A 22113-nucleotide genomic window follows, 5' to 3' on the forward strand; every position below is an offset into this window, starting at 1 on the left:
CACTTTGACATGACGGAGTGCTGCCCCATGTTCGCTTTCCTTGACGTGCCCGCGGAAGGCGCGTACCACGTGGTTTCCTGGCTGGCCGGCGCGACCGGCGTCGCGCTGGCCATCGTCCTGTTCACCGTCGGCGTGCGGCTGATGCTGCATCCGTTGGCCCGCATGGCCGTTCGCGGCGAGAAGGCCCGCGCGGCGCTCGCCCCGCAGGCCACCGAGCTGCGCGAGAAGCACAAGCGCGATCCCGAGCGGCTGCAACGCGAACTGATGACGCTGTACCAGGATTCCGGCACATCGCTGTTCGCCGGCTGCCTGCCGATGCTGCTGCAGCTGCCGTTCTTCATGGTGATGTACCGGCTGTTCTCGTCCGGCACGATCAACGGCCTGCCGAACGACCTGATGTCCCAGACGTTGTTCGGCACCGCGTTCGGCGCGCACTTCCTGTCGACCGGGTCGCTGGTGTTCGTCGGCCTGTTCGCCGCGCTGCTCGTGGTCGGCTGGTTCTCGTCGCGTGCGGTGCCGCAGGAGTCGCCCAAGCTCCTGCGGCTGCTGCCGTTCGGCACTTCGCTGGCCGCCGCGGTGATCCCGCTGGCGGCCGGGATCTACCTCGTCACAACGACGACCTGGACCGTCGTCGAGCGTTTCTACTTGCGCAGGTAGCCGACGAGGCGTTCGGCGAGCTCGACCGGGCGGGCGAACGCGGGCAGGTGCCCGCCCGGCATCTCGTCCGGCGTGATACCCAGGCGCTGCTTCACGATCCGCCGCTGGAACTCCGCCGGGAACAGCCGATCCTCCTGGCACAGCAGGAATCTCGTCGGCACGTCCGGCCATTTCGCGAGCGGCCACGGCTTCTCGAACGGCGTGCCGGACTGCCGGCGGACCGCCTCGGGCGGCAGCTCGGCCAGCCGGTCGGGCGGAACGTCGTGCAGGAACGTGAAAAACGGGTCGAAGGGCGCGTCGGGGTCGCGGCCGAGCGCCTCGTCGGACGCGCGCCGCGCCTCGGTCTGGCCGCTCGCGTCCCACCACTCCCCCGCGGACTCGCCGGGTTTCGGGGTCATCGCGGCGACCATGATGATCATGGCGGCGTCGATCCGGTCGCACGCCATCGGCGCGGAGAACCCGGCCAGCGACTGGGCCACGAGGACGACATTCTTGCGGTCTCCCACGGTTTCCACGATGACGTCGGCGTACTCGTCGAAACCGGCCGAGTCGTCCTCGCCGGGCAGGTCGACCGTGACGGCCTCGTGCCCGCGTGCCTCCAGCTGCGGCACCACCCAGCGCCAGTACGCCGGATCGCCGCCGGCACCAGCGATCAACACGAACGTGGCCATGTCAGCCGCGCCCCCGGTTCGCGAACTCCTCGGGCGTGGCGCCGCCGGGCAAACGGGTCATGAAGTCGACCACGCCCACCCAGCTGGGCCTGATCGCGATGCGCGCCATCTTCAACCCCGGCTTGTCCACGTCGGCCACGTTCGCGCGGCCCTGCTCCTCGCTGCCGGAGTACCGGATGTGGGCCAGCAGGTACTCGGGCACCAGACCGTCCACATCGGTCACCTCGGCGCGGCCGCGCAGCTGCAGCAGCTGCGGCGGCATCGCGTTCGTGTCGATGGTGATGGCCACGTCCGGCTTGGCGCGCAGCGCCTTGATCTTCGCGGCACCCGCGAACGTGGCGAACACGAGCTCGGTGCCGTTCCAGTGGAACATCACCGGGAAGACACGCGGTGTGCCATCGGCGGCGACGTAGGCCACGCGGGCGAGTTCGGTCGAGGCCAGCAGGCCTTGCGCGATGTCGGTGTCCAGCAGTCGCACGTCGCCTTGCGGCAGGGTCCCCAGAGTCACGACTTCCTCCTTCATCGGGTTTTGTCCTACACTAGCACTAGTTGGTCCTAAAATAGGAGTACGAGTTTTCGAGGGGGTCGGCGGTGGCGGATCGCAGCTACGACGAGCCGTGCGGGATCGCGCGGGCGTTGAACGTGGTGGGTCAGCGGTGGGCGCTGCTGGTCGTGCGCGAGCTGCTGTACGGGCCGAAGCGGTTCACCGACCTGCGCGCGGGCCTGCCGACGGCGAGCCAGAACGTGCTGTCGCAGCGGCTCAAGGAGCTGGAGGAGGACGGCGTCGTGCAGCGCCGCAAGCTCGGTCCGCCGGCGAACACCTGGGTGTACGAGCTGACTCCGCGCGGCGCCGCCCTGGAGCCGGTGCTGATCGAACTGGGCCGGTGGGGCAGCCTGACGCCGCTGGTCTCCACCGCCGAGCTGAGCGTGTTCGCCTACATCCTGGCGTTGAAGACGACCTTCCGGCCCGACCTCGCCGACGGTCACCAAGGCGTCTACGAACTACAGCTGGAGGATGACGTCTTCACCGCATCGGTGGACGGCGGTCAGGCCACGCTGACGCGGGGTGCTGCCGACCATCCAGACGCGACCCTGGCCGCGAACGTCGGTACGTTCCGGTCGCTGACGTTCGGCGGACGGCCCCTCGCCGATGCCGTTTCCGCCGGTGACCTGCGTGTCACCGGCGACACCGAGGCCGCGGCGCGTTTCCTCACGCTGTTTCCGCGGCCATCGTGACACTTGATGATCGCCGGTTGCGGGAATGACTATCCTGACGGCGTCACCGACCTCAAGGCAGGAACATTGCGCGTCACCATCGCTGAAGTCGCCCGCCGGGCGCGGGTGAGCAAGGCGACCGTCTCCCGGGTGCTGAACAACAAGGGGGACGTGGACGCGGCCACCGCGATCCGGGTCCGGGAGGTGATCGCCGCGACCGGGTACACCCCGAGCGCGCGGGCGGTCGGCCTGGCCAAGGGCCGGACGCAGACGGTGGGCATGCTCGTGCCCGGCCTGACCTGGCCCTGGATGGGTGATGTGCTGCAGGGTGTCGCGGATGTGCTGGAGGCGCGCGGCTACGGCCTGCTGCTGAGCACGATGAACCGCGGCGCCGACTCCCTCACGCAGTTCGCCAAGCATGTGTCGTCCAACGCCTTCGACGGCCTGCTGCTGGTGGAACCGCCGAACTCGCTGTCGTACATCACCACGTTGCACGAGTCCGGTCTGCCCGTCGTGATGATCGACGACCGCGGCCACCACCGCGGCTTCGCATCGGTGGCCACCAGCAACCGCGAGGGTTCCGCCGAGGCCGCGCAACACCTGGTGCAGCTGGGGCGTCGCCGGCTCGCGATCGTCACCGGGCCCGCCGAGTTCGGCTGCACGCGCGACCGCACCGACGGGTTCCTCGAGGCATTGTCGGCCGCGGGCGTTCACTTCGACCCGCGCCTGCAGGTCGAGGGCGACTTCACGCGAGACGGCGGGCGTGCCTGCTTCGAGCAGCTGCTGGCGTTGCGGGAACCCATCGACGGCGTGTTCGCGCAGAACGACCTGATGGCCGTCGGCGTCCTCGACGCCCTGCGCGACGCCGGCCTCAAAGCCCCCGACGACGTCGCCGTGATCGGCTTCGACGACATCCCCGTCGCCGCGCACACCCAACCGTCGCTCACAACCGTGCGGCAGCCGTCGCGCGAGATGGGCGAGGCCGCGGCCCGGATGTTGCTGGGGCGCCTCGAAGGCGAGGACCTGCCGGACGCGCCACAGATCGTCCCGACCTCACTGGTGGTCCGCGAGTCCGCGCCGTAGCGGCTGTCGATCCGGGCGATCGCCGTTCGTGTAGTGGGTGACCTGCTGCGACAGCGAAAGGACACCCGATGCGGTCGATCACCGTCACCATGAACGTCACCCTCGACGGCGTCGTGCAAGGCACCGGCCGCCCCGACGAGGACACCAGGGGCGGCTTCACCCACGGCGGTTGGGGCACGCGCTACCAGGACGAAGTCATGGCCCAGGAAATGGCGCGCGGCATGAACAACCCAGGGGACATGCTGTTCGGCCGCCGCACCTGGCAGGACTTCATCACCGCGTGGGGCGTGCGCACCGACGGCAACCCGTTCACGACACACATGAACGCGGTCACGAAGTACGTCGCTTCAACGACTCTCGCGGACGCGGACGCGTGGCAGAACTCGATCCTGTTGCGCGGCAACGCCGTCGAAACCGTTGCGGCGCTGAAATCCCAGCCCGGCAACGACTTGTCCATCATCGGCAGCACCGCCCTGGTACACACCCTGCACGCCGCCGGCCTCATCGACCACTACACCCTCCTGATCTTCCCCATCACCCTGGGCACCGGCACCCATCTCTTCCCCACCCCAGCACCCCTCACCGAATTCACCCTCACCCACACCGTCCCCACCACCAAGGGCATCATCATCGCGCACTACGACCGCGCCTAGCACTCCCCGCGAACACCCCCGAATCAAGACTCGCCACGCATCGCGCCCATCGGCAACCCGAGGGGGCCGAATATGGCCTGAGGGTTCGATTTGTGCGGGGTGGCGGCGCACATACGCTCGTTCGCGAGGCAGGGCGCCAGCCCTGACGGTGCCTTTCGCCCTGCCTGTGCGTCGCAGGGGTCCCCGCACCAAATCGAACCGCCCCACCCACCCAGCACCTCAGCGCGCACGATCCCAAGCCACCACCCCACCATCCGCCCACCCACCCCACAATCCGCCCACACCCGGCCGCCCCAGCCCACACCCGGCCGCCCCAGCCCACACCCAGCCGCCCCAGCCCACACCCAGCCGCCCCAGCCCACACCTTGCGCCTGCCGACCCCAATCCAGCCACCTGCAGCCCCAACCAGCCGCCCATCGTCAAGCCCCACTCCCCAAGGTCACCCCCACACCCGCTCGCCCACACCCGCTCGCCCACACCCGCCCCGGGGCACGCCGCGACGAGGGTCCCCCGCAGGGGGATCCCCCAGTTTTCACGTTTCCACAGTGGGGCGACGGGATGGGGCGCGGAGGCGTTGGTGATCTTGAGTTGTCCACAGCGGGAGGTTGTCCACAGGGAGGCCAACGGAGGCTTGACAGCGGTCTCCGCGCGTGGGGCTTGACGGTGGGATGTCCAGGTTGTTAACTCCCAGACATCCCGTAACCGGTTCCGGAACCGATTCCGGGAGAGCGCTCTCTGGATCGATCAACCCACCTTCACCTGCACCAGAAGAAGCCAACCGACCTCGCCTTTCCCTGACTACGAAGGCAGGACAATGAGACTCCAGCACCGCCGCTGGGCCACTCTGGCTGTGGCGACCGTGACCGCGTTGAGCGCGGTGACGGTGTTGTCCACGACGACCGCCAGCGCCGCCTGCGGCACCACCAACGTCGCCCTCAACCGCCCCGCCGTGGCCTCCTCCACCGAGAACGCCGGTACCCCCGCGAGCAACGCGGTCGACGGCAACACCGGGTCCCGGTGGTCCAGCCAGTTCAGCGACCCGCAGACGCTCCAGGTCGATCTTGGCAGCACGACGACCATCTGCCGCGTCGGCCTGAACTGGGAGACCGCCTACGCGAGCGCGTACCGGATCGAGGTCTCGGACAACGGCACCGCCTGGAACCCGATCTACTCGACCACCACGAGCACCGGCGGCAACCAGAGCATCGACGTCACCGGCCGCGGCCGGTATGTCCGCGTGAACGGCACCGCGCGATCCACCCAATGGGGCTACTCCCTGTGGGAGTTCAGCGTTTTCGCGGACGACGGCGGTACCGACCCGACCGTGCCGCCGACCGACCCGCGCAACCCGGATCTCGGCCCGAACACCTACGTGATCAGCCCGTCCACGCCGCAGAGCGAGTTCCAGGCCAGGCTGAACCAGATCGCCGCCCAGCAGCACACCAACCAGTTCGGCACCCAGCGCTACGCGGTGCTGTTCAAGCCGGGCACGTACAACGCCGATGTCAACCTCGGGTTCTACACGCAGGTCGCGGGTCTCGGCCTGTCGCCGGACTCGACCAACCTCAACGGCCACGTGCGGGTCGAGGCGGACTGGTTGCAGCAGGGCGACAACCCGAACAACAAGGGCAACGCGACCCAGAACTTCTGGCGCTCCGCGGAGAACCTGTACGTGCACCTGCCCGCGGGCCAGATCGAGCGGTGGGCGGTCGCGCAGGCCGCGCCGTACCGGCGGATGCACCTCAGCGGCCAGGTCCAGCTGTGGAACGGCGGCGACGGGTGGGCGTCCGGTGGGCTGATCGCCGACTCGCGGATCGACGGGGTGACTGTTTCCGGGTCGCAGCAACAGTTCCTGACCCGCAACTCCGATCTCAACGGTGGCTGGAACGGCTCGGTCTGGAACATGGTGTTCGTCGGCACCAACGGGTCACCGCCGCCGCACTTCCCGAACCCGTCGCACACAGTGGTCGACAACACCCCGACCGTGCGAGAGAAGCCGTTCCTGTACATCGACGGTTCGGGGACCTACAACGTGTTCGTCCCCGCGCTGCGGCAGAACTCGCGCGGCACCTCGTGGGGCGGCGGCAACCCGGCGGGCACGTCGATCTCGCTCGCGAACTTCTACGTGGTCAAGCCGGGCGCCTCGGTGGCGACCATCAACGCCGCGCTCAACCAGGGCAAGCACCTGCTGTTCACGCCGGGTGTGTACCACCTCAACGACACCATCCGGGTGACCCGCGCGGACACGGTCGTGCTCGGGCTCGGCCTGGCGACGCTGGTTCCGGACACCGGCCTGCCCGCGCTGACGGTGGCCGATGTGGACGGTGTGAAGCTGGGCGGCCTGCTGGTCGATGCGGGCCCGCAGAACTCCCCGGTGCTGGTCCAGGTCGGTCCGCCCGGCTCGTCGGCGAACCACGCCGCCAACCCGACCTCGCTGCACGACGTGTTCTTCCGCATCGGCGGCGCGGGGACCGGCAAGGCCACGGTGACATTGCAGGTCAACAGCAACAACGTCATCGGTGACCACATGTGGTTGTGGCGCGCGGACCACGGCGACTCCGGCGTCGGCTGGGACGTCAACACCGCGGCCAACGGCCTGGTCGTCAACGGCAACAACGTCACGATGTACGGCCTGTTCGTCGAGCACTACCAACAGTACGAGGTGCTCTGGAACGGCCAGGGCGGCCGGACCTACTTCTTCCAGAACGAGTTCCCGTACGACCCGCCGAACCAGGGCGCCTGGAGCAGCGGCGGCGGCAACCTCGGCTGGGCGGCGTACAAGGTCTCGAACAACGTGACCAGCCACGAGGGGTGGGGCGTCGGCAGCTACAGCTTCTTCAACGTCAACCCGTCGATCCACGTGAGCCGGTCGTTCGAGGTGCCGGACAACGCGGGTGTGCGGTTCCACGGGCTGGTCTCGGTGTCGCTCGGCGGCGTGGGCACGATCGACCACGTCATCAACAACACCGGCGCGGCGGCCAACCTGGCCAATCAGCAAAGTTACTGGCCGAACTATCCATAGTTTACCTATGCTTCGGTCCTGGGCGGCCCGCCCAGGACCGGAGCAGGGGGTTTCCAATGGTCAGTGACGTGTCCCGGACCGCGATCGGCGTCGCCCGGCTGCGAGCCTTCGAAAGTCAGCGCCCCGACCGCCTCTTCAACGATCCTTACGCCGCCGCGTTCGCCGGGACGCCGACGGACGCGGACTCGGTGTTCCGGCTGCACGTGGCCATCCGGACGCGGTTCTACGACGACTACCTCCTGTCCAGCGGCTGCCGCCAGGTCGCGCTGGTGGCAGCCGGCCTGGACACCCGGGCGTTCCGGCTGGACTGGCCCGCCGATACCCACCTGTTCGAACTCGACCTGCCAGACCTGTTGGCATACAAGGAAAAGGTCCTCACCACCGAAGGCGCGAAGCCACGCTGCGAGCGCACGCTGGTCCCCGTCGACCTGCGTGAGGACTGGCCCACTCCCCTGGTCGACGCCGGTTTCCGGCCCGAAGAACCCACCGCATGGCTGATCGAGGGCCTGCTGGTGTACCTGTCCGCTGAGGACGCCGCCAAGGTCCTCACGCGCGTCACGAACCTGTCCGCGCCGGGCAGCACCCTCTCGTGCGAACACCGCGACCGCGAGCGCAACCCGAACCGCGAGCCCGCGACCGAAGCCATGCGGCGCCTGGTTTCCCTGTGGCAAGGCGGCCTCGGCACCCGGAACGCCGCCTGGCTCACCGACCACGGCTGGCAGGTCACCACCCACGACGGCATGGCCCTCGCCGAATCGTATGGCCGCGCCGAACCCGGCTACCGGGTGTCGAACTTCCTCACCGCCGAACTCAGTCCAGCCTGATGTGTTTGATGCCGACGGTGGCGCGGCGCAGTTGTGCCCGCAACGCGCTGTCCGTGTTGGGAGTCAGGGTCAGGCCGCAGGAGGACGCGATCTTGTCGGCGACCGCGGGCAGCGGGGTCTTGTCGTTCCAGATGTGCTCGGCGAACTCGGGCTTCCGCAGCTGCGACAGGCACAGGTCGACCTTGCGCGCGGCCCAGGACTCGCGGCGGGGTGTGATCCTGCCGCCGCGCAGGAGCTGGAACGCGTGCCCGAACACGCGCTCGCTCAGGCGCCGAAGCACCACCTCGCGCGGTGCCAGCAAGGAGAAGTGCCGCACCTCGTGCCCGTCGGACCGCAGCCGTCCCACGATTTCCGAGAAGTACCGCGGCGAAACGAGGGTCATCGGCACCAGGACGACACCATCGGTACGAGAAGCCACCATGTCCAGCACGTGGTGCACGCTCGTCCGCCACACCGGTAGGTCCTGAAAGTCGCCGCGCAACGCACGTGGGATCATCCGGTTGAGGCCGAACCCGGCGAACTCCGGGTCGCAGATCACGCTGCCGGGCAGCCGCCGGTGGATCTCATGCGCGGTGTGCGTCTTCCCGCCGCCGAACGCCCCGTTTATCCACACGATCATCACGTCACGTTACCGGCGATGCTCGCGGCCAGCCACGCCAGCGCCTCCTCGGCGCGCGCGGAGTCGCGGTCGATCAGCCAGTTCATCAGCACTCCGTCGAGGGTGGACACCAGCGCTCGGCCGAGGACATCCGCCGGGGCGGCCCACTGGATGTCGTTGGCCGAAGCGACCTCGGTCAGGAACCGTTCGGCCAGTTCCCCTAATCGCGCTTGGTGCTGCCGGACCAGCTCCGCTGCGGCGGGACGGCCGAGCGCGTGGTTGACCAGATCGAACACGGCCCGCTGGCGTGCCGGATCGGCCCGGTAGCCCTGCCAGATCCGGTGCAGCGCGGCCCGCAGCGACTCGGAAACCCCGCCGCGGGGCCGTAGGGCGACGGCCGCGAGCTCGGCGGTCTCGGCGAAGACGCCGGCCATCATGCTGTCGATCAGCTCGTCCACCGAGTGGAAGCAGTAGTGCACGACGGCGGCCGGAACCTTTGCCTCCGAAGCGATCCGGCGGGTGCTCGCGGCGGCCACGCCCTCCCGCGCGACCACCCGGAAGGCGGCCGCGACCAGTTGCTGCCGGCGTTTCTGGACGGGCACGTGCGCCACCGCAGGAGCATAACCGCCGAATTGCTACTTTCGGCTCTGCACAACAATCTCCGGCCTGCCTAGCGTCCGTGGCCATGTGGAGACGCGCGGTAGTCGCCGCGGTTGTGGCAGTTGTCCCGTTCGTGACGCCGGTCGTGGCGAGCGCCCAGCTCGAAGCGGCGAACGTGGTGCCGGTGCGGATCACCGGCGACCCCGCCAAGCGGTTCAACATCGTCATCGTGGGTGACGGCTACACCGCCGCCGAGCTGCCGAAGTTCCGCGAGCACGTGGACAAGCACATGAACGTGCTGCTCAGCCTGGAACCGTTCAAGACCTACCGCAGCTACCTCAACATCTACGCGGTCGAGGTGGCCTCGCCGGTGTCCGGCGTGAGCTGCGACCCGGACCTCGGCTCGCCGCGCCGGGCCACGCCGCTGAAGATGGGTTTCTGGGGCGGCTGCAACGCGAGCAGTGTCCAGCGGCTACTCACCGTCGACAACACCGCGCTCACCCAATATGCGAACCTGGTGCCGGGAACCAACTCCGGTAACAGGCAGTTGCTGGCAATCGCCAACAGCAACACATACGGCGGCGCCGGCGGCACGTACGCGACCGCGTCCGGCGGGAACGCGTTGAGCGCGTTGATCACCCCGCACGAGCTCGGCCATTCGCTGGGCGGCCTGGACGACGAGTACGACTACTACGCGCGCGGCGTGAAGGGCGACCCGTACACCGGCGGCGAGCCCTCCTCGATCCACCACACCCTGCTGACCCCCCAGCAAATGACCGCGCAGCAAAAGAAGTGGTGGCGCTGGCTGGGTGAGCAGAGCCTGTCCGGCGGCCCGATCGGCCGGTACGAAGGCGGTCTGTACAGCGGTTCCGGCGTCTGGCGGCCGAGCAAGCACTCGATGATGAAGACCCTGGGCTATTACTTCGACCAAATAGCCCGGGAACGGATGACTCAGCGCATATCCGGCAAAACGAACATCCTGCAGGATGGCATACCCGCTGGCACGATCGGCGCCGACCGCGTGGTCTGGGTCGGCACCCTGCACCCCACCTCGCACGCGTTGACCGTGACCTGGCAGCTGGACGGAAACCCGTTGCCGGGCAGCAGAAGCGTCGACTTGGCCGCGTTACACCTGACCGGCCGCCACACTCTCACCGCGACCGTCATCGACCCGACCGACTTCGTGCGTGACCCCGCAGTCCGGCAGTCGCTGACCAAGACCCGCACCTGGGCCGTGGACGCCTCGATCACCACCCCGCGCCCGCCGACCACGGTCACGTTCACCGAATCGACCCCGGCCGATCACCCTGTGGGCGGCAAAGACGTTGTGTACGCGGAAACAACGCACCCGGTCGACAGGATCGTCCCGATCATCTGGAAGCTCGACGGGACCATGCTCGCCGAGACCGGCACGGACCTCGACCTGAAACCGTTGCAGCTCACCGGAACGCACACACTCACCGCGTCCGTCCCCGGCCAGACGCTGACCTGGCAGGTGGACGCGAGCGTCCCGGTGCCCGCTTTCCAGCTGTCCCAGCCGGTTTCGACGGTCGTGAAGCCGGGTCAGCCGACCGAGTACATCTTCAACGCGCCGTTCACCATGAAGCTGACCGCGACCGATGACACCCCCGGCTACAACATCACCGAGTTCCAGACCGACGGCGACGGCTGGTTCAACTACTTCGGCTGGCCGACCGACGCGAACTCGCCCTACCGGTTCACCGCCGACGGCACGGTCATCGACAACTTGGTCTACGGCAAGCTCGGCGAGCCGCGACTGTCCCCTTGGGACACTCCACCGTCCGGCTATGGGCGACACACCATCTCCTACCGGGCGGCCGACCCCAGCGGGAACATCAGCCCCGCCGGGAAGTTCGCCGTCACCCTGCTCAAGCCCGCGCCCGCCTGCACGACGACCGTCACCGGCACGCACCTCGGTCCGCTGGTGGTGTCGAACGGCGTGACCTGCCTGGACAACGCCGAGGTCACCGGGCCGGTCACCGTCCTGCCCGGCGCTTCACTGGTCGCCACCAACGCGACCATCGACGGTCCGGTCAGCTCGGTCCTGGCGAGCACGGTCGAGCTGTTGAACACGACCGTGCGCGGACCGGCCGCGATCGTCGGCACCTCGGACACCCTGACGATCGCGGGCGGACGGATCAACGGCCCCAAGGTGTTCTACGGCACCCCGAAGGAGTCCTTCGTCTCACAGTAGGCCGCTGGCCATGATCACGGACAAGGCCTGACGCAGCAACGGGTCCGGCAGGTGGCCGTAGCCGAGCAACAACGCCTGCGGCACACGCGACGACGAGAAGTGGTAGGGCGCAAGCGTTTCCGTGCGCACGCCCCGCCGGAGCAGTGCCGCCGCGACGTCGGACGCCTGCTTGCCGGGCCCCATCCGCAGCAGCGCGTTGCCGCCCGCCGCGTCCATCGTGGTCAGGTAGGAGTCGACGATGCCGCGTTTGCGGGCGCGCAGCTGGCCGATCCGGTGCGTCAACCGGGTCGCCACACCGGTCGTGATCAGCTGGGCGGCCGCGGCCTGCATGATGTAGGACGGCCGGTTCAGGTGGCTGATCCGCGTGGTCAGTTCCCGTGGCAGCAACACGTATCCGAGCTGCACGGCCGGGGTGAGCAGGTCGGCGAAGCTGCCCACGACGCACGTTCCCGGCGAGATGGTCACCAGGCGCGGCAACCGGTTCGCGTCCGCGCGCACGATGTTGTCCCAGATCACCTCGACCACCCGGCCACCGGTCGCCTCGGCCCAGCCGGCCAGCTCGCGGCGGCGCTCGGCGGGCATGATCTGCCCGGTCGCCGAGTGCCCGTCCGGGCTGACCACGATCGCCCCGCACGCGGCCGGGATCTCGTTGCCCTGCAACGGGATCGGCGTGTTGCGCGGCGCTCGCCAGAGGCTCGGCGGGGCCGGGTGCTCCATCGCGACCCGCGGGCTGGCGATGGCGTCGAGCACCATCCGCAGCCCGTCGGTCAGGCCACTCGTGACGACGACCTGGTGCTCCGGGGCGACGAGGCCGCGCGTGTTCTGCAGGTGCGCGGTGATCGCCGACCGCAGCTGGGGCAGGCCCAGCATCGGCGGCCCGCTCACCGGCGGCGCCTGGTAGCTGGCCTGGCGCCACGCCGCGCGCCAGGCCTTGATCGGCAGCGCCTCGATGCTCGGCAGGCCGGGACGCATGTCGATGATCTTCTCCTCGTCGCGCACCTGCGCCACTGAGGGTCGTTTGCGCCCGAGCACGTACGTGCCCGAGCCGGACCGCGCGTGCACGTACCCACGCTCGGTCAACAGGTCGTAAGCGGCGGAGGTGACTCCGCGCGAGACCCCGAACAGCGTCGCCAGGGTCCTCGTCGACGGCATCCGCGCGTCCCGCGCGAGCGTCCCCGCGTCGATCGCCGCGGAGATCTGGTCGGCCAGCTGCTCGTGCAGGGACCGGGCACCGGCGCGGTCCAGTGCGATGGAGATGGTGAGCATTTCCCGGTAGCGCATGACCGGAGTTCTAACAACCAGATGTTGTGAGCGGGTTGTAGCCGACCGTTCGGCCGCGCGCACTGCCCGAAAGGGCGTGTCCCGGCGGCCACATTGCCGCCGGGACACAGGTTCTCACGGTTTCTCAGAGCGTGGTGACCCGGACGTAGTCCACCACGATGGTGTTCGGCATCGGTGTGCCGCTGTTCGGCGCGCCTGGCCAGTCCCCGCCGACGGCGAGGTTGAGGATGATGAAGAAGGACCGGTTGTTGTAGACCCACTGCTTGCCGTTGAGGTCCGCGGGCGTGCGGGTCTGGTAGACCTTGCCGTCCACCGACCAGACCAGCTTGTTGGCCGACCAGTCGAGGCGGAAGGTGTGGAAGCCGTCGGCGAACCGCGGGCCGTTGAAGGCCGCGCCGATCCCGCCGGCGCCCGAGTAGCCGGGACCGTGGATGGTGCCGTGCACGGTGTTCGGCTCGCGGCCGATGTTCTCCATGATGTCGATCTCGCCGTTGTTCGGCCAGCCACCGCCGGTCGTGCCCAGCATCCAGAACGCGGGCCACATGCCCTGGCCCTGCGACATCTTCATGCGGATCTCGTAGTGCCCGTACACCTGGCTGAACTTGCCCGAGGTGTTGATCCGGGCCGAGGTGTACTGGCAGCGGCCGTACCAGCAGTTGTAGTTGCCCGGGTTCTCCCGGCGGGCGGTGATGACCAGGTGGCCCTGACCGTCCATCGCGGCGTTCTGCGTCCGGCTTGTGTAGTACTGGTACTCGTGGTTGTTCCCGTTGTTGTTACCGGTCTCGAAACGCCACTTGCTCGTGTCGACGGGACTTCCAGCGGGACCGTTGAACTCGTCGGCGAACGTGGTCGCCAGGATGCCGACATCCGAAGCGCTACTCGCAGGGGTTGCCACCACGGGCACCATCGCCGCAGCCAGGGCGGTAATGAGCACGAGGCGGGAGAAGCGTTTCGACATCGTTGTCACCTCACTTCGCGTACCGGCGGCGCTCTGGTCGCGAAGCCACCCTTGGGCAATGGCATCGCGCCCAGGACGCGATTTGTTGTGGCGGCAAACAAAAGGATAGGCGGACTAGACCACTTCCGGCAAGACTCGCCTGGCCCGGGTGACCAGCGCCCGCGCCGCGGGGCTGATCGGCGCGTGGTCCCGCCAGGCGAGCGCCAGGCAGCCGCGAAGTTCCTTGACCGCGAGCCCGTGCAGGCCGGGCCGGTTGCGCACCAAGGACCTCGGTAGCACGGCCATCCCCAGCCCGCGTTCGGCGAGTTCGGCCAGGATCTGCGGTGTCCCGGCCTCGAACGCCACTCGCGGCCGGAAACCCGCTGCGGCGCAAGCGTTTTCCAGGCTGGTGCGGACACCTGTTCCTCTGGGGAGGCAGATCAATGGAGTGTCCTTCAGGGCCTCGATGGGCAGGCTTTTCCTGTTGTTCAACGGGTCTGTGGTGGCGACTGCGGCGTCGATGGGTTCGTTGGTGAGGATCTGGGTGGCGATGCCGGACGGCGGACCGGTGGCCAGGCCGACGATCGCGACGTCGATCCCGCCGGTGTGCAGGCCGCCGATGAGCTGGTCGGAGTTGCCCTCGGTGAGCGTGATCTCCACGTTCGGGTGGTCCTCGTGGAACCCGGCGAGCAGACCGGGGATGTCGAAGTTGTGCGAGGTCACCATGCCGATGGCCACATGCCCGCGAATGAGCCCGGTCAGCTCGTCCACCGCCAGCCGCGCACCTTCGACCGCGCTGAGGGCCGCCCTCGCGAACGGCAACACGGCCTCGCCCATCTCGGTGAGCCGGACCGTGCGGCCGGAGCGGTCGAGCAGCTCGTGCCCGAACTCCTTCTCCAGCAACCGAATCTGCGCACTGACACCCGGCTGGGCAACGTGCATCCGCGCGGCGGCCCTGGTGAAGTTGGCTTCCTCGACGACCGCGACGAAGTACGCGAGCTGGCGGAGTTCCATAAGCTCTGATTCTAGCTGGCATCGCATCCAGATCTTGGACTTCTCGCCGGTCGCGGCGCAGGCTGGAGTCATGACACGAGAGATCGCAAAGACGCCCGAGGACATCGCCCGCCTGTTCGTCGAGCGCGCCAACGCGGGCGACGCCGAGGGCATGGCCATGCTGTACGAACCGGACGCCGTCCTGGACTACCCGCTCGGCAACCACACCGTCGGCCGTCCAGCCATCCACAAAGCCCTGGAGCGCCTGGTGGAAGCGCGTCCACAGTTCAAGCTGGAGGAGCCCCTGCCCACGCTGATCTCCGGTGACCTGGCGTTGACCGGAACCCACCCGCTGGACGGAACGGGCGGCCGGGTCCAGGTCGCACGCCGTCAACCGGACGGCTCGTGGCTGCGGGTTCTCGACCGTCCCGAAGCCTAGAGTTTGTTCGCGTGCCAAACAAATAGCCGGCAGTCCTCACCCCGGCTGAGCGAAGAACTTCCGCAGAGCCGCGACTGTCTCGGCGGGAGCTTCTTCGGGCAGATAGTGGTTGCACGGCAAGCAATCGCCCCGGATGTCGGTGACGTACTCGCTCCAGGCCGCTAGGACGTCGTAGTTCTGGCCGACGAAACCGTGCGCTCCCCAAAGAACGAGCATGGGGCAGGCCACCGGGGTGCCGAAGTCCTGGTCGTCGTGGTCGAGGTCGATCGTGGCGGCCGCGCGGTAGTCGGCGCAGGAGGCGGCGATCGCGGCGGGGTCGGAGAAACAGCGGATGTACTCGGCCATCGCGTGCTCGTCGAAGGCCTCGCCGCCATTGTGCCGGGCGGTCAGCCGGGCGCGGATCCAGAACTCCGGGTCGCCGCCGATCAGCCGTTCCGGGATGCCGTTGGGCGCGGCCAGGAAGAACCAGTGGTAGTAGCCGAGCCCGAACGCCTTGTCCGCGTGCTGGAAGATGTACCGGGTCGGCACGATATCCAGCACTGCCAGCGCTTCCACGACGTTGGGGTGGTCAAGCGCCATCCGGTGGGCGACCCGGCCGCCGCGGTCGTGCCCGGCGACTTTGAACCGCGAGAACCCCAGCTCCCGCATGACCAGCACCTGGTCCCGCGCCATCTCCCGCTTCGAGTACTCCACATTGGACTCGCTGGCCGCGGGCTTGGCGCTGTCCCCGTAGCCACGCAGATCCGTTGCGACCACCGTGAAAGAGGACGCCAGCACCGGAGCCACGTGGTGCCAGATCATGTGGGTCTGCGGATACCCGTGCAACAGCAGCAAAGGCGGCCCCTCACCGCCGACGGCGGCGTTGATCCGCACGCCGTCGGCGTCGATCTGCTGGTAGGTGAAGCCTTTCACGCCAGCACGTCCAGGAACGCCTTGGTGAACTCCTCGGTGGTCGCCGTGCCGCCGAGATCCGGTGTGCGCAACGGGGTCTTGGCGAAGATGGTGGCGATGGCGTCCTCGATGTCGGCCGCGGCCTCGACGTAGCCCAGGTGGTCGAGCATCATCGCGGCGGTCCAGATCGCGCCGACCGGGTTGGCCACGCCGCGCCCGGCGATGTCCGGCGCGGAGCCGTGCACCGGCTCGAACATCGACGGGAAGTCCCGCTCCGGGTTGAGGTTCGCGGCCGGGGCGATGCCGATGCTGCCCGCGACCGCGGCGGCCAGGTCGCTGAGGATGTCGCCGAACAGGTTCGACCCGACGATCACGTCGAACCGGCCCGGGTCGAGCACGAGCTTCGCGGACAGCGCGTCGATGTGCTCCTGGTCCCACCGGATGTCGGGGTGTTCCTGCGCGCGTTCGGCGACGATCTCGTCCCAGAACGGCAGGGTGTGCACGATGCCGTTGGACTTCGTCGCCGAAGTGAGGTACCGGCGTCTTTTCCGGGCCAGGGTGAACGCGAAATCAACCACCCGGGTGACACCCGCGCGGGTGAAGACGGCCTCCTGCACGGCCATCTCCTCGGGGAAGCCGCGGTTCATCCGCCCGCCGATCTCGCTGTACTCCCCCTCGACGTTCTCCCGCACCACGACCAGGTCGACCGTGCCGGCCCGCAGCGGGCTGGTCACCCCGTCGAACAGCCGGATCGGCCGCAGGTTGACGTACTGCCGGAAGCCACGCCGGATCGGGATCAGCAGCCCCCACAGGGAAACATGGTCGGCGACCGCCGGATCCCCCACCGCGCCAAGGAAGATCGCGTCGTGGTGGCGGATGCGCTCCAGGCCGTCGGCGGGCATCATCGCGCCCTCGCTGAGATACCGGGCGCAGGACCAGTCGAACCTGTCGTAGGAGAACCGGACGCCATGGCGTTCACCGGCCGCGTCGAGGACCGCGCACGCCGCGGGGGTCACCTCGGTGCCGATGCCGTCGCCAGGGATCAGGGCGATGCGGTGCGTCTTCATGCATCGATATCACCAGCCGGGGCGAGTTCGGTCCAAGACCAGTTGGATGGCACCCCTATAGGCTGAGCCTATAAGCGGTCTCCAGGAACGCGGTGGCGGCGGGGCTGAGCCTCGCCTGCCGGTTGACCAGGGCAACGTGCAGGTAGGCGGCCGGTTCGAGGTCCAGCACGGTGGCCCCGGCCTTTTTGGCCAGCGCCGCCCAGGACTCGGTGAGCACCGCCAGCCCGACCCCGCCGAGCACGAGCGGCAGGATCGCCTCCCGGTGCTCGGACTCGACGACGTCGAACACATCAAGCTCGTCGGCCAGCCGCCGCATCCCGGTCCCGCGCTGGCCGACGATCATCCGGTGCCCGGCCAGATCATCGCGGGTGATCTTCCCGCTGAACGGCGCATCCGGCGGCGCCACGACCACAAACCGTTGCCGCGCAAGCATCCGCACCTCCACCTCGACAGCGGTGGGCGGCTCCGCGCTGCCCAGCAGACCCAGCTCGGTGACGCCGGTGCGAACCATCTCGATCACCTCGGGCGCCGTGAACGCGGCCCGGATCGTGACCTGCAGCCCGGGGTAAGCGACGGTGAACGCCTTGATCAGCTCACTCAACGGTTCCACGGACTGCGACGGCATCGACGCGATCTCCACCCTCCCAGCCGTCAGCGCCCCAACCGACTCCACACTCGCGCGCGCGACCTGCAATCCCCGCAAAACCTCCCGCGCCGGCTCAACCAGCGCGTGCCCTGCATCGGTCAGCACCAGCCGGCGGCCGACCCGATGGAACAGCTCCTGCCCCAAATCCCGTTCCAGCGCCCGAATCGCCTGCGAAAGCGACGGCTGAGCCAAATACAACGCCCCCGCCGCCCGATTCACACCCCCATGATCGACAACAGCGAGAAAGTACTCCAACTGCCGGACATCCATCCCCGAACCCTAGTTTCCGTCACGGTCCCCCGGCTCGGCGTGGCAGGCGCCCGAACGATGGGGGGATATCAGGAAGCGCCCGGATCAACCACCGGACGGCGAAGGACTGGCGTCCGGCCTGGGTCGGGTCTGGGTCTGGTCTGGGTCGGGTCTGGGTCTGGTCTGGTCTGGGTCTGGGTCTGGGTCTGGGTCTGGGTCTGGGTCTGGGTCTGGGTCTGGGTCTGGGTCTGGGACGATCTCGCCACGGTTTCGGTCCGAGGCCAAACGTGTGCTGAACGCGGATCGATCGCCAGGGCCTCCTTGGGGTCAATTGCCCAGCGGTCGGTCGGCCGATGTCCACGATCAGTCGTGAGAAGCAACGACGGAACCTATCGGCCGCCATGGCCCCCGACTCACCACGTCCTCAGACCAGCCTCACCACCGAGCCCAACGACCAACCCCGCACCCCCGGACCGGGAACCTCAACCGAACGCCCTCACCAGCCCCATCCAGGTCCCACGTAGTTGAACTAGACCGTCCAGTACTCAGCCTGTCCGCCCCACCGGAACTGGACTGTCCAGTTCCCGCCCCTCCCCAAGACCAAACTAGACCGTCCAGTACCCAACCCGTCCCACCTCACCCGAACTGAACCGTCCAGTTCCCGGCCCGTCCCCCTCCCCAGAACTAGTCGGTTCAGTTCTCACGCCTTGCGTGAGATCGAACTAGACCGTCCAGTACTCCGCCTCTTGTCGACTCGACACCTAACAGAACTGGACCGTCCAGTACTCAATCCCGTCCCACCTCACCAGAACTGGACCGTCCAGTTCCCCGCCCTCTTCCCAAAGGCCGAACTAGACCGTCCAGTACTCAATCCCGTCCCACCTCACCAGAACTCGACGGTCCAGTTCCCCGCCCTCTCCCCGAAGACCGAACTAGACCGTCCAGTACCCAGTCTGTCCCACCCCACCAGAACTGGACCGTCTAGTACCCAGATCACTGCCACCCCTTACCCGAACTAGACGGTCCAGTACCCAACCTGGCACTCGCCACGACGACCACCACGAACCTGCGAGCGACAAAGACATCCCAGCCGCGGTGATCAAGCCGCTAGTAGTCGTCTCCGCCGAAGAACTCCGACTCGAGGTCGTCGGCCGTCCCCGCGATCAGCGTCAGTGGGTCGACGAACTCGTTGATGTCCAGGTTCTCCAGCGGCAGGGAGTGGCGCACGACGATGTGCTCGCCCATGATGGCCGCGCCGCACGCGATCGTGGTGTTGCCGATGGCTTCCAGGACGCGGTGCAGGTCGCAGTCGCGGGCCAGGCCGATCGGCGTGAGGATCTGCACCCACTCGTACTTCCGGTCCAGCTCCTCCCGGGCGATGATCACCACCTGGCTGCGGTCCTGGTCCTCCCACTCGAACTCGACCCGGATCTCGTCCGGGGTCTGCGACACCACCCGGTATTCGGTTCGGATGAACTCGACCAGGTCACCCCACGTCGCCATTCGGCTGCCTCCCTCGTAAGGGGGATAACACTACCGGGCGGAGCCTCCGGTTGTCTGGTGCGCGATGTTCGTCGCCTGGCCGTATTTGTAGGCGCGCACGCGGTACTGCGCCTTCTTCTCCTCCGGCATGGTCGTCATGCCGACCGAGTTCACGTCCCGGTCGAGCACGGCGGCGACGGTGAAGTCCGGGGCGCCCGAGGCCTTCACCTCGAGGAAGAAGCCTTCCTCGTCGCTGGCGCGGTCGGTCCAGGTGAACTTGATGCCGTTCGGGTTGACCACGGTCGGCGTCAGGCCGGCCGGTGCCGAGTCCGGCTGCCCGACCAAGGCCAAGGGAGCGGTGTTGCCCGGAATTGTCTTGGGGCGCGCCCATTCGCCATCGTCCGGTGTGGACTCATCCGGCTCACCCGGCGGCAGGTCGACCTCGACCGGCGCCGTCGCCACCCCGTAGTACGGCCGGATCCGGTAGTAGAACGGCATTTGCGGGATCAGGTCCGGGTGTTTGTACGACGACTGTGTGGGCGGGAAGAAACCCAGGATCGTGTACGGGCCCTTTTCCTCGCTCGCGTACTCGACGATCTGGCCCGCCGCGCCCGGATCCGTGGGGTGCCACGCCAGCATGATGTCGGTCGGCGACACCAGGGTGGCGGTCAGGTTCTCCCCACCGGTGGTGCCGGCCGAGCAACCGGCCAGCACCACGAGCGAGGCGATGATCAGCCTGATCATTTGCGCCAGAACTTGATGTTGCTCCAGGTCACCGAGATCGGCCCGGAGCCACTGTCGGTCCGGTAGGCACCGAACTTGTCGTAATGGCAACCACTCAGGCCGCCGTAGGTCAGCTTCAGGCTGCCGTTGATGTAGATCCGGTGCGTGGAACCCGAGTGCACGGTGTTCACGGTCACCGACGTGCCGGTCGTGGCCGTTCCAGCCGGCGCGATGGTGGCACCGCCGTTGCGCACGGAGTACAGCCTGCGACCGCTGTCCACACCGAGCATGAAGTCGGCGTCCGACGGACCGAACGTCTGCTTCAGGCTAATCCGGTTGCCGGACATGCTGTTGACCTTGAACGTGCCCTGGAACTGCCGCGTTCCACTGCAATAGGTGTCATACCGGCGTTCCGCGCGCTGAACCCCACTCGTGGACGAGCAGCTGAGGGTGAAGGTCGATCCGCTGACCGAGCCGCAGCCCTGTTGCTGGACCGAGAATCCAGGCGAGTACGAGGTCCAGCCGCTGCCCTCCACTTGGGCGTTGGCAGGCAAAGCGGGCAATACAAGAGTGCCCGCGAGCGCGAGCGCGCTCACGAGCCGGAACTTTTCAGGCACTGGCGTCCTCCAGGGGCAGGGTTCCCAAGAGGCGGCGGAAACTCAGGGTAGGGCGGGCTGTTCCACTTAGGCAATAGGTACATACCAACTTCACGTGGCCGCGCTTCCACGGCGGTGGGCGGCATCGCTGCTACCGTCGTTCCTGTGGGCGGGAAACGAGTGACCATCCGGGACGTCGCGGCCTCGGCGGGAGTGTCCTACCAGACGGTGTCCCGCGCGCTCAACGACAAGGGCGAGATCGACGCGGGTACCAAGCAGCGAGTGCTGGATACCGCGCGGGAGCTGGGATACCGGCCCAGCCGGTTCGCGCGTGGGCTGGTGCGCCAGGACACCACTTCGGTCGGGCTGGTGATCCCGGACCTGATGAACCCGTTCTTCACCGAGGTCGCCTCCGCCGCGCTGGAGGCCGCGCGCCGCCAGGACTGGCACGTCGTGGTGTACGACACCGCCGACGATCCCGAGCAGGAGCTGAGCACGCTGAGCGTGATCGGGTCCCAAGTGGACGCCATCGTCGGCTACCTCAGCCAGCCCGACGATGTGATCGACCGGTACACAAGCGGTATACCTGTTGTATACATTGGACGAACCCCTGGGCTGCAACGGTTCGGCGCGATCGAGGTGGACGGCGAGGAGGGTGTGCACGCCGCCATCGCGCACCTGGCCGGGCTCGGCAGGCGGCACATCGGCATGCTGGACCACGAGAGCCACCACGGCCCCAGCAAGCGTCAGCACTGGTACCTCGACGCGATGCGCGAACACGGGCTGCCCGCGCGAGTTGTCGGCTCGGCCCAGTCCATCGAGGGCGGCCAGCAAGGGATGGCCGAGCTGCTGGACCAGGATCCCGCTGTGGACGCGATCTTCACGTACAACGACGTCATCGCCATCGGCGCGATGCGCATGGCCCGGTCCCGCGGCCGGCGTGTGCCCGAGGACTGCGCTGTGATCGGGTTCGACGGGCTGCAGATCGGCACCCTGGTCGAACCGCAGCTGACCAGCGTCCGGATCGACACCCGGCGGCTGGGCGTGATGGCCATCGAGCAGGTCGCACGGTTACTCGGCGGCGTCAGCCCCGAGGTCACCACGATCAAGGCGGACCTGCTGCTGCGTGACTCGGCGTAAGCCCGGAAGTCTGGTTCACGTTAACCGCGCTGTTCGCCCTGATCATCGGGGTCAGCGCGGGTGTCCTGCGCCGACTGCTTGACACGAAGCTGGGAAAGTTCCACACTCGCCGGACGTGAACGGTCACGTGA

General features: G+C 68.1%; 21 protein-coding genes and 1 pseudogene. 9 read left to right on the forward strand and 13 right to left on the reverse strand.

Annotated elements, in window-relative coordinates; genetic code table 11:
- Nucleotides 1-27: 27 nt before the first annotated feature.
- Nucleotides 28-657, forward strand: coding sequence for a membrane protein insertase YidC (gene yidC, locus AB0J95_RS34780; protein ID WP_364767690.1), 630 nt, complete (start codon nucleotides 28-30; stop codon nucleotides 655-657).
- On the opposite strand, the gene AB0J95_RS34785 is transcribed toward yidC, so the two are convergent.
- Together AB0J95_RS34785 and AB0J95_RS34790 are read right to left on the reverse strand one after the other, a co-directional pair.
- Complete coding sequence (locus AB0J95_RS34785) at nucleotides 642-1328, reverse strand: alpha/beta hydrolase (RefSeq protein WP_364767693.1); 687 nt, start codon at nucleotides 1326-1328, stop codon at nucleotides 642-644. The two genes, yidC and AB0J95_RS34785, sit on opposite strands and share 16 nt — an antisense overlap.
- A gap of 1 nt (nucleotide 1329) precedes the next feature.
- Nucleotides 1330-1836 carry a pyridoxamine 5'-phosphate oxidase family protein gene (locus AB0J95_RS34790; protein WP_364767696.1) on the reverse strand — a complete coding sequence of 169 codons (507 nt, stop codon included), beginning with the start codon at nucleotides 1834-1836 and terminating at the stop codon, nucleotides 1330-1332.
- A gap of 83 nt (nucleotides 1837-1919) precedes the next feature.
- On the opposite strand from AB0J95_RS34790, the gene AB0J95_RS34795 reads away from it, so the two are divergent.
- From AB0J95_RS34795 to AB0J95_RS34815, 5 genes are all read left to right on the forward strand, one after another.
- Nucleotides 1920-2564 (forward strand): winged helix-turn-helix transcriptional regulator, encoded by a 645-nt coding sequence (locus AB0J95_RS34795; RefSeq protein WP_364767699.1) that lies wholly within the window; start codon nucleotides 1920-1922, stop codon nucleotides 2562-2564.
- Between the two features lie 66 nt (nucleotides 2565-2630).
- Nucleotides 2631-3626 (forward strand): LacI family DNA-binding transcriptional regulator, encoded by a 996-nt coding sequence (locus tag AB0J95_RS34800; protein WP_364767702.1) that lies wholly within the window; start codon nucleotides 2631-2633, stop codon nucleotides 3624-3626.
- Nucleotides 3627-3694: 68 nt separating this feature from the next.
- Nucleotides 3695-4279, forward strand: coding sequence for a dihydrofolate reductase family protein (locus AB0J95_RS34805; protein WP_364767705.1), 585 nt, complete (start codon nucleotides 3695-3697; stop codon nucleotides 4277-4279).
- An 814-nt stretch (nucleotides 4280-5093) separates the two neighbouring features.
- The gene (locus tag AB0J95_RS34810) at nucleotides 5094-7301 is read left to right on the forward strand and encodes a discoidin domain-containing protein (protein ID WP_364767708.1); all 2208 of its coding nucleotides are present in this window, start codon (nucleotides 5094-5096) and stop codon (nucleotides 7299-7301) included.
- A 56-nt stretch (nucleotides 7302-7357) separates the two neighbouring features.
- A complete protein-coding gene (locus AB0J95_RS34815; protein WP_364767711.1) occupies nucleotides 7358-8125 on the forward strand; it encodes an SAM-dependent methyltransferase in 768 nt (255 codons plus the stop codon).
- Here AB0J95_RS34815 and AB0J95_RS34820 read toward each other — a convergent pair.
- The gene (locus AB0J95_RS34820; protein ID WP_364767713.1) at nucleotides 8112-8744 is read right to left on the reverse strand and encodes an AAA family ATPase; all 633 of its coding nucleotides are present in this window, start codon (nucleotides 8742-8744) and stop codon (nucleotides 8112-8114) included. The genes AB0J95_RS34815 and AB0J95_RS34820 overlap by 14 nt on opposite strands.
- Nucleotides 8744-9334 (reverse strand): TetR family transcriptional regulator, encoded by a 591-nt coding sequence (locus AB0J95_RS34825; RefSeq protein ID WP_364767715.1) that lies wholly within the window; start codon nucleotides 9332-9334, stop codon nucleotides 8744-8746. Before AB0J95_RS34825 ends, AB0J95_RS34820 begins: the two co-directional genes overlap by 1 nt.
- 74 nt (nucleotides 9335-9408) lie before the next feature.
- On the opposite strand from AB0J95_RS34825, the gene AB0J95_RS34830 reads away from it, so the two are divergent.
- Nucleotides 9409-11538, forward strand: coding sequence for a M64 family metallopeptidase (locus AB0J95_RS34830; protein WP_364767718.1), 2130 nt, complete (start codon nucleotides 9409-9411; stop codon nucleotides 11536-11538).
- Here the strand turns inward: AB0J95_RS34830 and AB0J95_RS34835 are convergent.
- The 3 genes and pseudogenes from AB0J95_RS34835 to AB0J95_RS34845 all read right to left on the reverse strand — a co-directional run bounded on the left by AB0J95_RS34835 (nucleotide 11530) and on the right by AB0J95_RS34845 (nucleotide 14770).
- Nucleotides 11530-12819 (reverse strand): PLP-dependent aminotransferase family protein, encoded by a 1290-nt coding sequence (locus tag AB0J95_RS34835; RefSeq protein ID WP_364767721.1) that lies wholly within the window; start codon nucleotides 12817-12819, stop codon nucleotides 11530-11532. The genes AB0J95_RS34830 and AB0J95_RS34835 overlap by 9 nt on opposite strands.
- 133 nt (nucleotides 12820-12952) lie before the next feature.
- Nucleotides 12953-13726, reverse strand: a pseudogene (locus tag AB0J95_RS34840) (glycoside hydrolase family 16 protein); the annotation flags it as partial.
- Nucleotides 13727-13891: 165 nt separating this feature from the next.
- Entirely contained in the window at nucleotides 13892-14770 is an 879-nt protein-coding gene (locus AB0J95_RS34845; protein WP_364767724.1) for a LysR substrate-binding domain-containing protein, read from the reverse strand.
- Between the two features lie 70 nt (nucleotides 14771-14840).
- Between AB0J95_RS34845 and AB0J95_RS34850 the strand changes: the two genes are divergently transcribed.
- On the forward strand, nucleotides 14841-15188 hold the full coding sequence (locus AB0J95_RS34850; RefSeq protein ID WP_364767727.1) for a nuclear transport factor 2 family protein: 348 nt from the start codon (nucleotides 14841-14843) through the stop codon (nucleotides 15186-15188).
- 36 nt (nucleotides 15189-15224) lie between these two features.
- Here AB0J95_RS34850 and AB0J95_RS34855 read toward each other — a convergent pair whose 3' ends face one another.
- The 6 genes from AB0J95_RS34855 to AB0J95_RS34880 all read right to left on the reverse strand — a co-directional run bounded on the left by AB0J95_RS34855 (nucleotide 15225) and on the right by AB0J95_RS34880 (nucleotide 20863).
- A complete protein-coding gene (locus AB0J95_RS34855; RefSeq protein ID WP_364767730.1) occupies nucleotides 15225-16100 on the reverse strand; it encodes an alpha/beta hydrolase in 876 nt (291 codons plus the stop codon).
- Nucleotides 16097-17146, reverse strand: a complete 1050-nt coding sequence (locus tag AB0J95_RS34860) for a tartrate dehydrogenase (RefSeq protein WP_364767732.1) — start codon at nucleotides 17144-17146, stop codon at nucleotides 16097-16099. The genes AB0J95_RS34855 and AB0J95_RS34860 overlap by 4 nt, the downstream gene beginning before the upstream one ends.
- 55 nt (nucleotides 17147-17201) lie before the next feature.
- A complete protein-coding gene (locus AB0J95_RS34865) occupies nucleotides 17202-18062 on the reverse strand; it encodes a LysR family transcriptional regulator (RefSeq protein ID WP_364767735.1) in 861 nt (286 codons plus the stop codon).
- Nucleotides 18063-19148: 1086 nt separating this feature from the next.
- The gene (locus AB0J95_RS34870; protein ID WP_364767738.1) at nucleotides 19149-19544 is read right to left on the reverse strand and encodes a hypothetical protein; all 396 of its coding nucleotides are present in this window, start codon (nucleotides 19542-19544) and stop codon (nucleotides 19149-19151) included.
- Between the two features lie 30 nt (nucleotides 19545-19574).
- The gene (locus AB0J95_RS34875) at nucleotides 19575-20267 is read right to left on the reverse strand and encodes a fibronectin type III domain-containing protein (protein WP_364767741.1); all 693 of its coding nucleotides are present in this window, start codon (nucleotides 20265-20267) and stop codon (nucleotides 19575-19577) included.
- Nucleotides 20264-20863: a hypothetical protein gene (locus AB0J95_RS34880; protein ID WP_364767744.1), complete on the reverse strand. Its 600-nt coding sequence runs from the start codon at nucleotides 20861-20863 to the stop codon at nucleotides 20264-20266. The genes AB0J95_RS34875 and AB0J95_RS34880 overlap by 4 nt, the downstream gene beginning before the upstream one ends.
- 144 nt (nucleotides 20864-21007) lie before the next feature.
- On the opposite strand from AB0J95_RS34880, the gene AB0J95_RS34885 reads away from it, so the two are divergent.
- A complete protein-coding gene (locus tag AB0J95_RS34885; protein ID WP_364767747.1) occupies nucleotides 21008-21982 on the forward strand; it encodes a LacI family DNA-binding transcriptional regulator in 975 nt (324 codons plus the stop codon).
- The last annotated feature ends 131 nt before the right edge of the window (nucleotides 21983-22113 follow it).

This window comes from Actinocrispum sp. NPDC049592 (assembly GCF_040675465.1).
Classification (GTDB): Bacteria; Actinomycetota; Actinomycetes; order Mycobacteriales; family Pseudonocardiaceae; genus Kibdelosporangium.

What these genes read in the sequence shown, in the direction of transcription:
- yidC (WP_364767690.1), top strand. Translation starts at nt 28, where the DNA reads ATGTTCGCTTTCCTTGACGTGCCCGCGGAAGGCGCGTACCACGTGGTT.
- AB0J95_RS34785 (WP_364767693.1), bottom strand. Translation starts at nt 1,328, where the DNA reads ATGGCCACGTTCGTGTTGATCGCTGGTGCCGGCGGCGATCCGGCGTAC.
- AB0J95_RS34805 (WP_364767705.1), top strand. Translation starts at nt 3,695, where the DNA reads ATGCGGTCGATCACCGTCACCATGAACGTCACCCTCGACGGCGTCGTG.
- AB0J95_RS34810 (WP_364767708.1), top strand. Translation starts at nt 5,094, where the DNA reads ATGAGACTCCAGCACCGCCGCTGGGCCACTCTGGCTGTGGCGACCGTG.
- AB0J95_RS34815 (WP_364767711.1), top strand. Translation starts at nt 7,358, where the DNA reads ATGGTCAGTGACGTGTCCCGGACCGCGATCGGCGTCGCCCGGCTGCGA.
- AB0J95_RS34820 (WP_364767713.1), bottom strand. Translation starts at nt 8,744, where the DNA reads ATGATCGTGTGGATAAACGGGGCGTTCGGCGGCGGGAAGACGCACACC.
- AB0J95_RS34830 (WP_364767718.1), top strand. Translation starts at nt 9,409, where the DNA reads ATGTGGAGACGCGCGGTAGTCGCCGCGGTTGTGGCAGTTGTCCCGTTC.
- AB0J95_RS34835 (WP_364767721.1), bottom strand. Translation starts at nt 12,819, where the DNA reads ATGCGCTACCGGGAAATGCTCACCATCTCCATCGCACTGGACCGCGCC.
- AB0J95_RS34845 (WP_364767724.1), bottom strand. Translation starts at nt 14,770, where the DNA reads ATGGAACTCCGCCAGCTCGCGTACTTCGTCGCGGTCGTCGAGGAAGCC.
- AB0J95_RS34850 (WP_364767727.1), top strand. Translation starts at nt 14,841, where the DNA reads ATGACACGAGAGATCGCAAAGACGCCCGAGGACATCGCCCGCCTGTTC.
- AB0J95_RS34860 (WP_364767732.1), bottom strand. Translation starts at nt 17,146, where the DNA reads ATGAAGACGCACCGCATCGCCCTGATCCCTGGCGACGGCATCGGCACC.
- AB0J95_RS34865 (WP_364767735.1), bottom strand. Translation starts at nt 18,062, where the DNA reads ATGGATGTCCGGCAGTTGGAGTACTTTCTCGCTGTTGTCGATCATGGG.
- AB0J95_RS34870 (WP_364767738.1), bottom strand. Translation starts at nt 19,544, where the DNA reads ATGGCGACGTGGGGTGACCTGGTCGAGTTCATCCGAACCGAATACCGG.
- AB0J95_RS34875 (WP_364767741.1), bottom strand. Translation starts at nt 20,267, where the DNA reads ATGATCAGGCTGATCATCGCCTCGCTCGTGGTGCTGGCCGGTTGCTCG.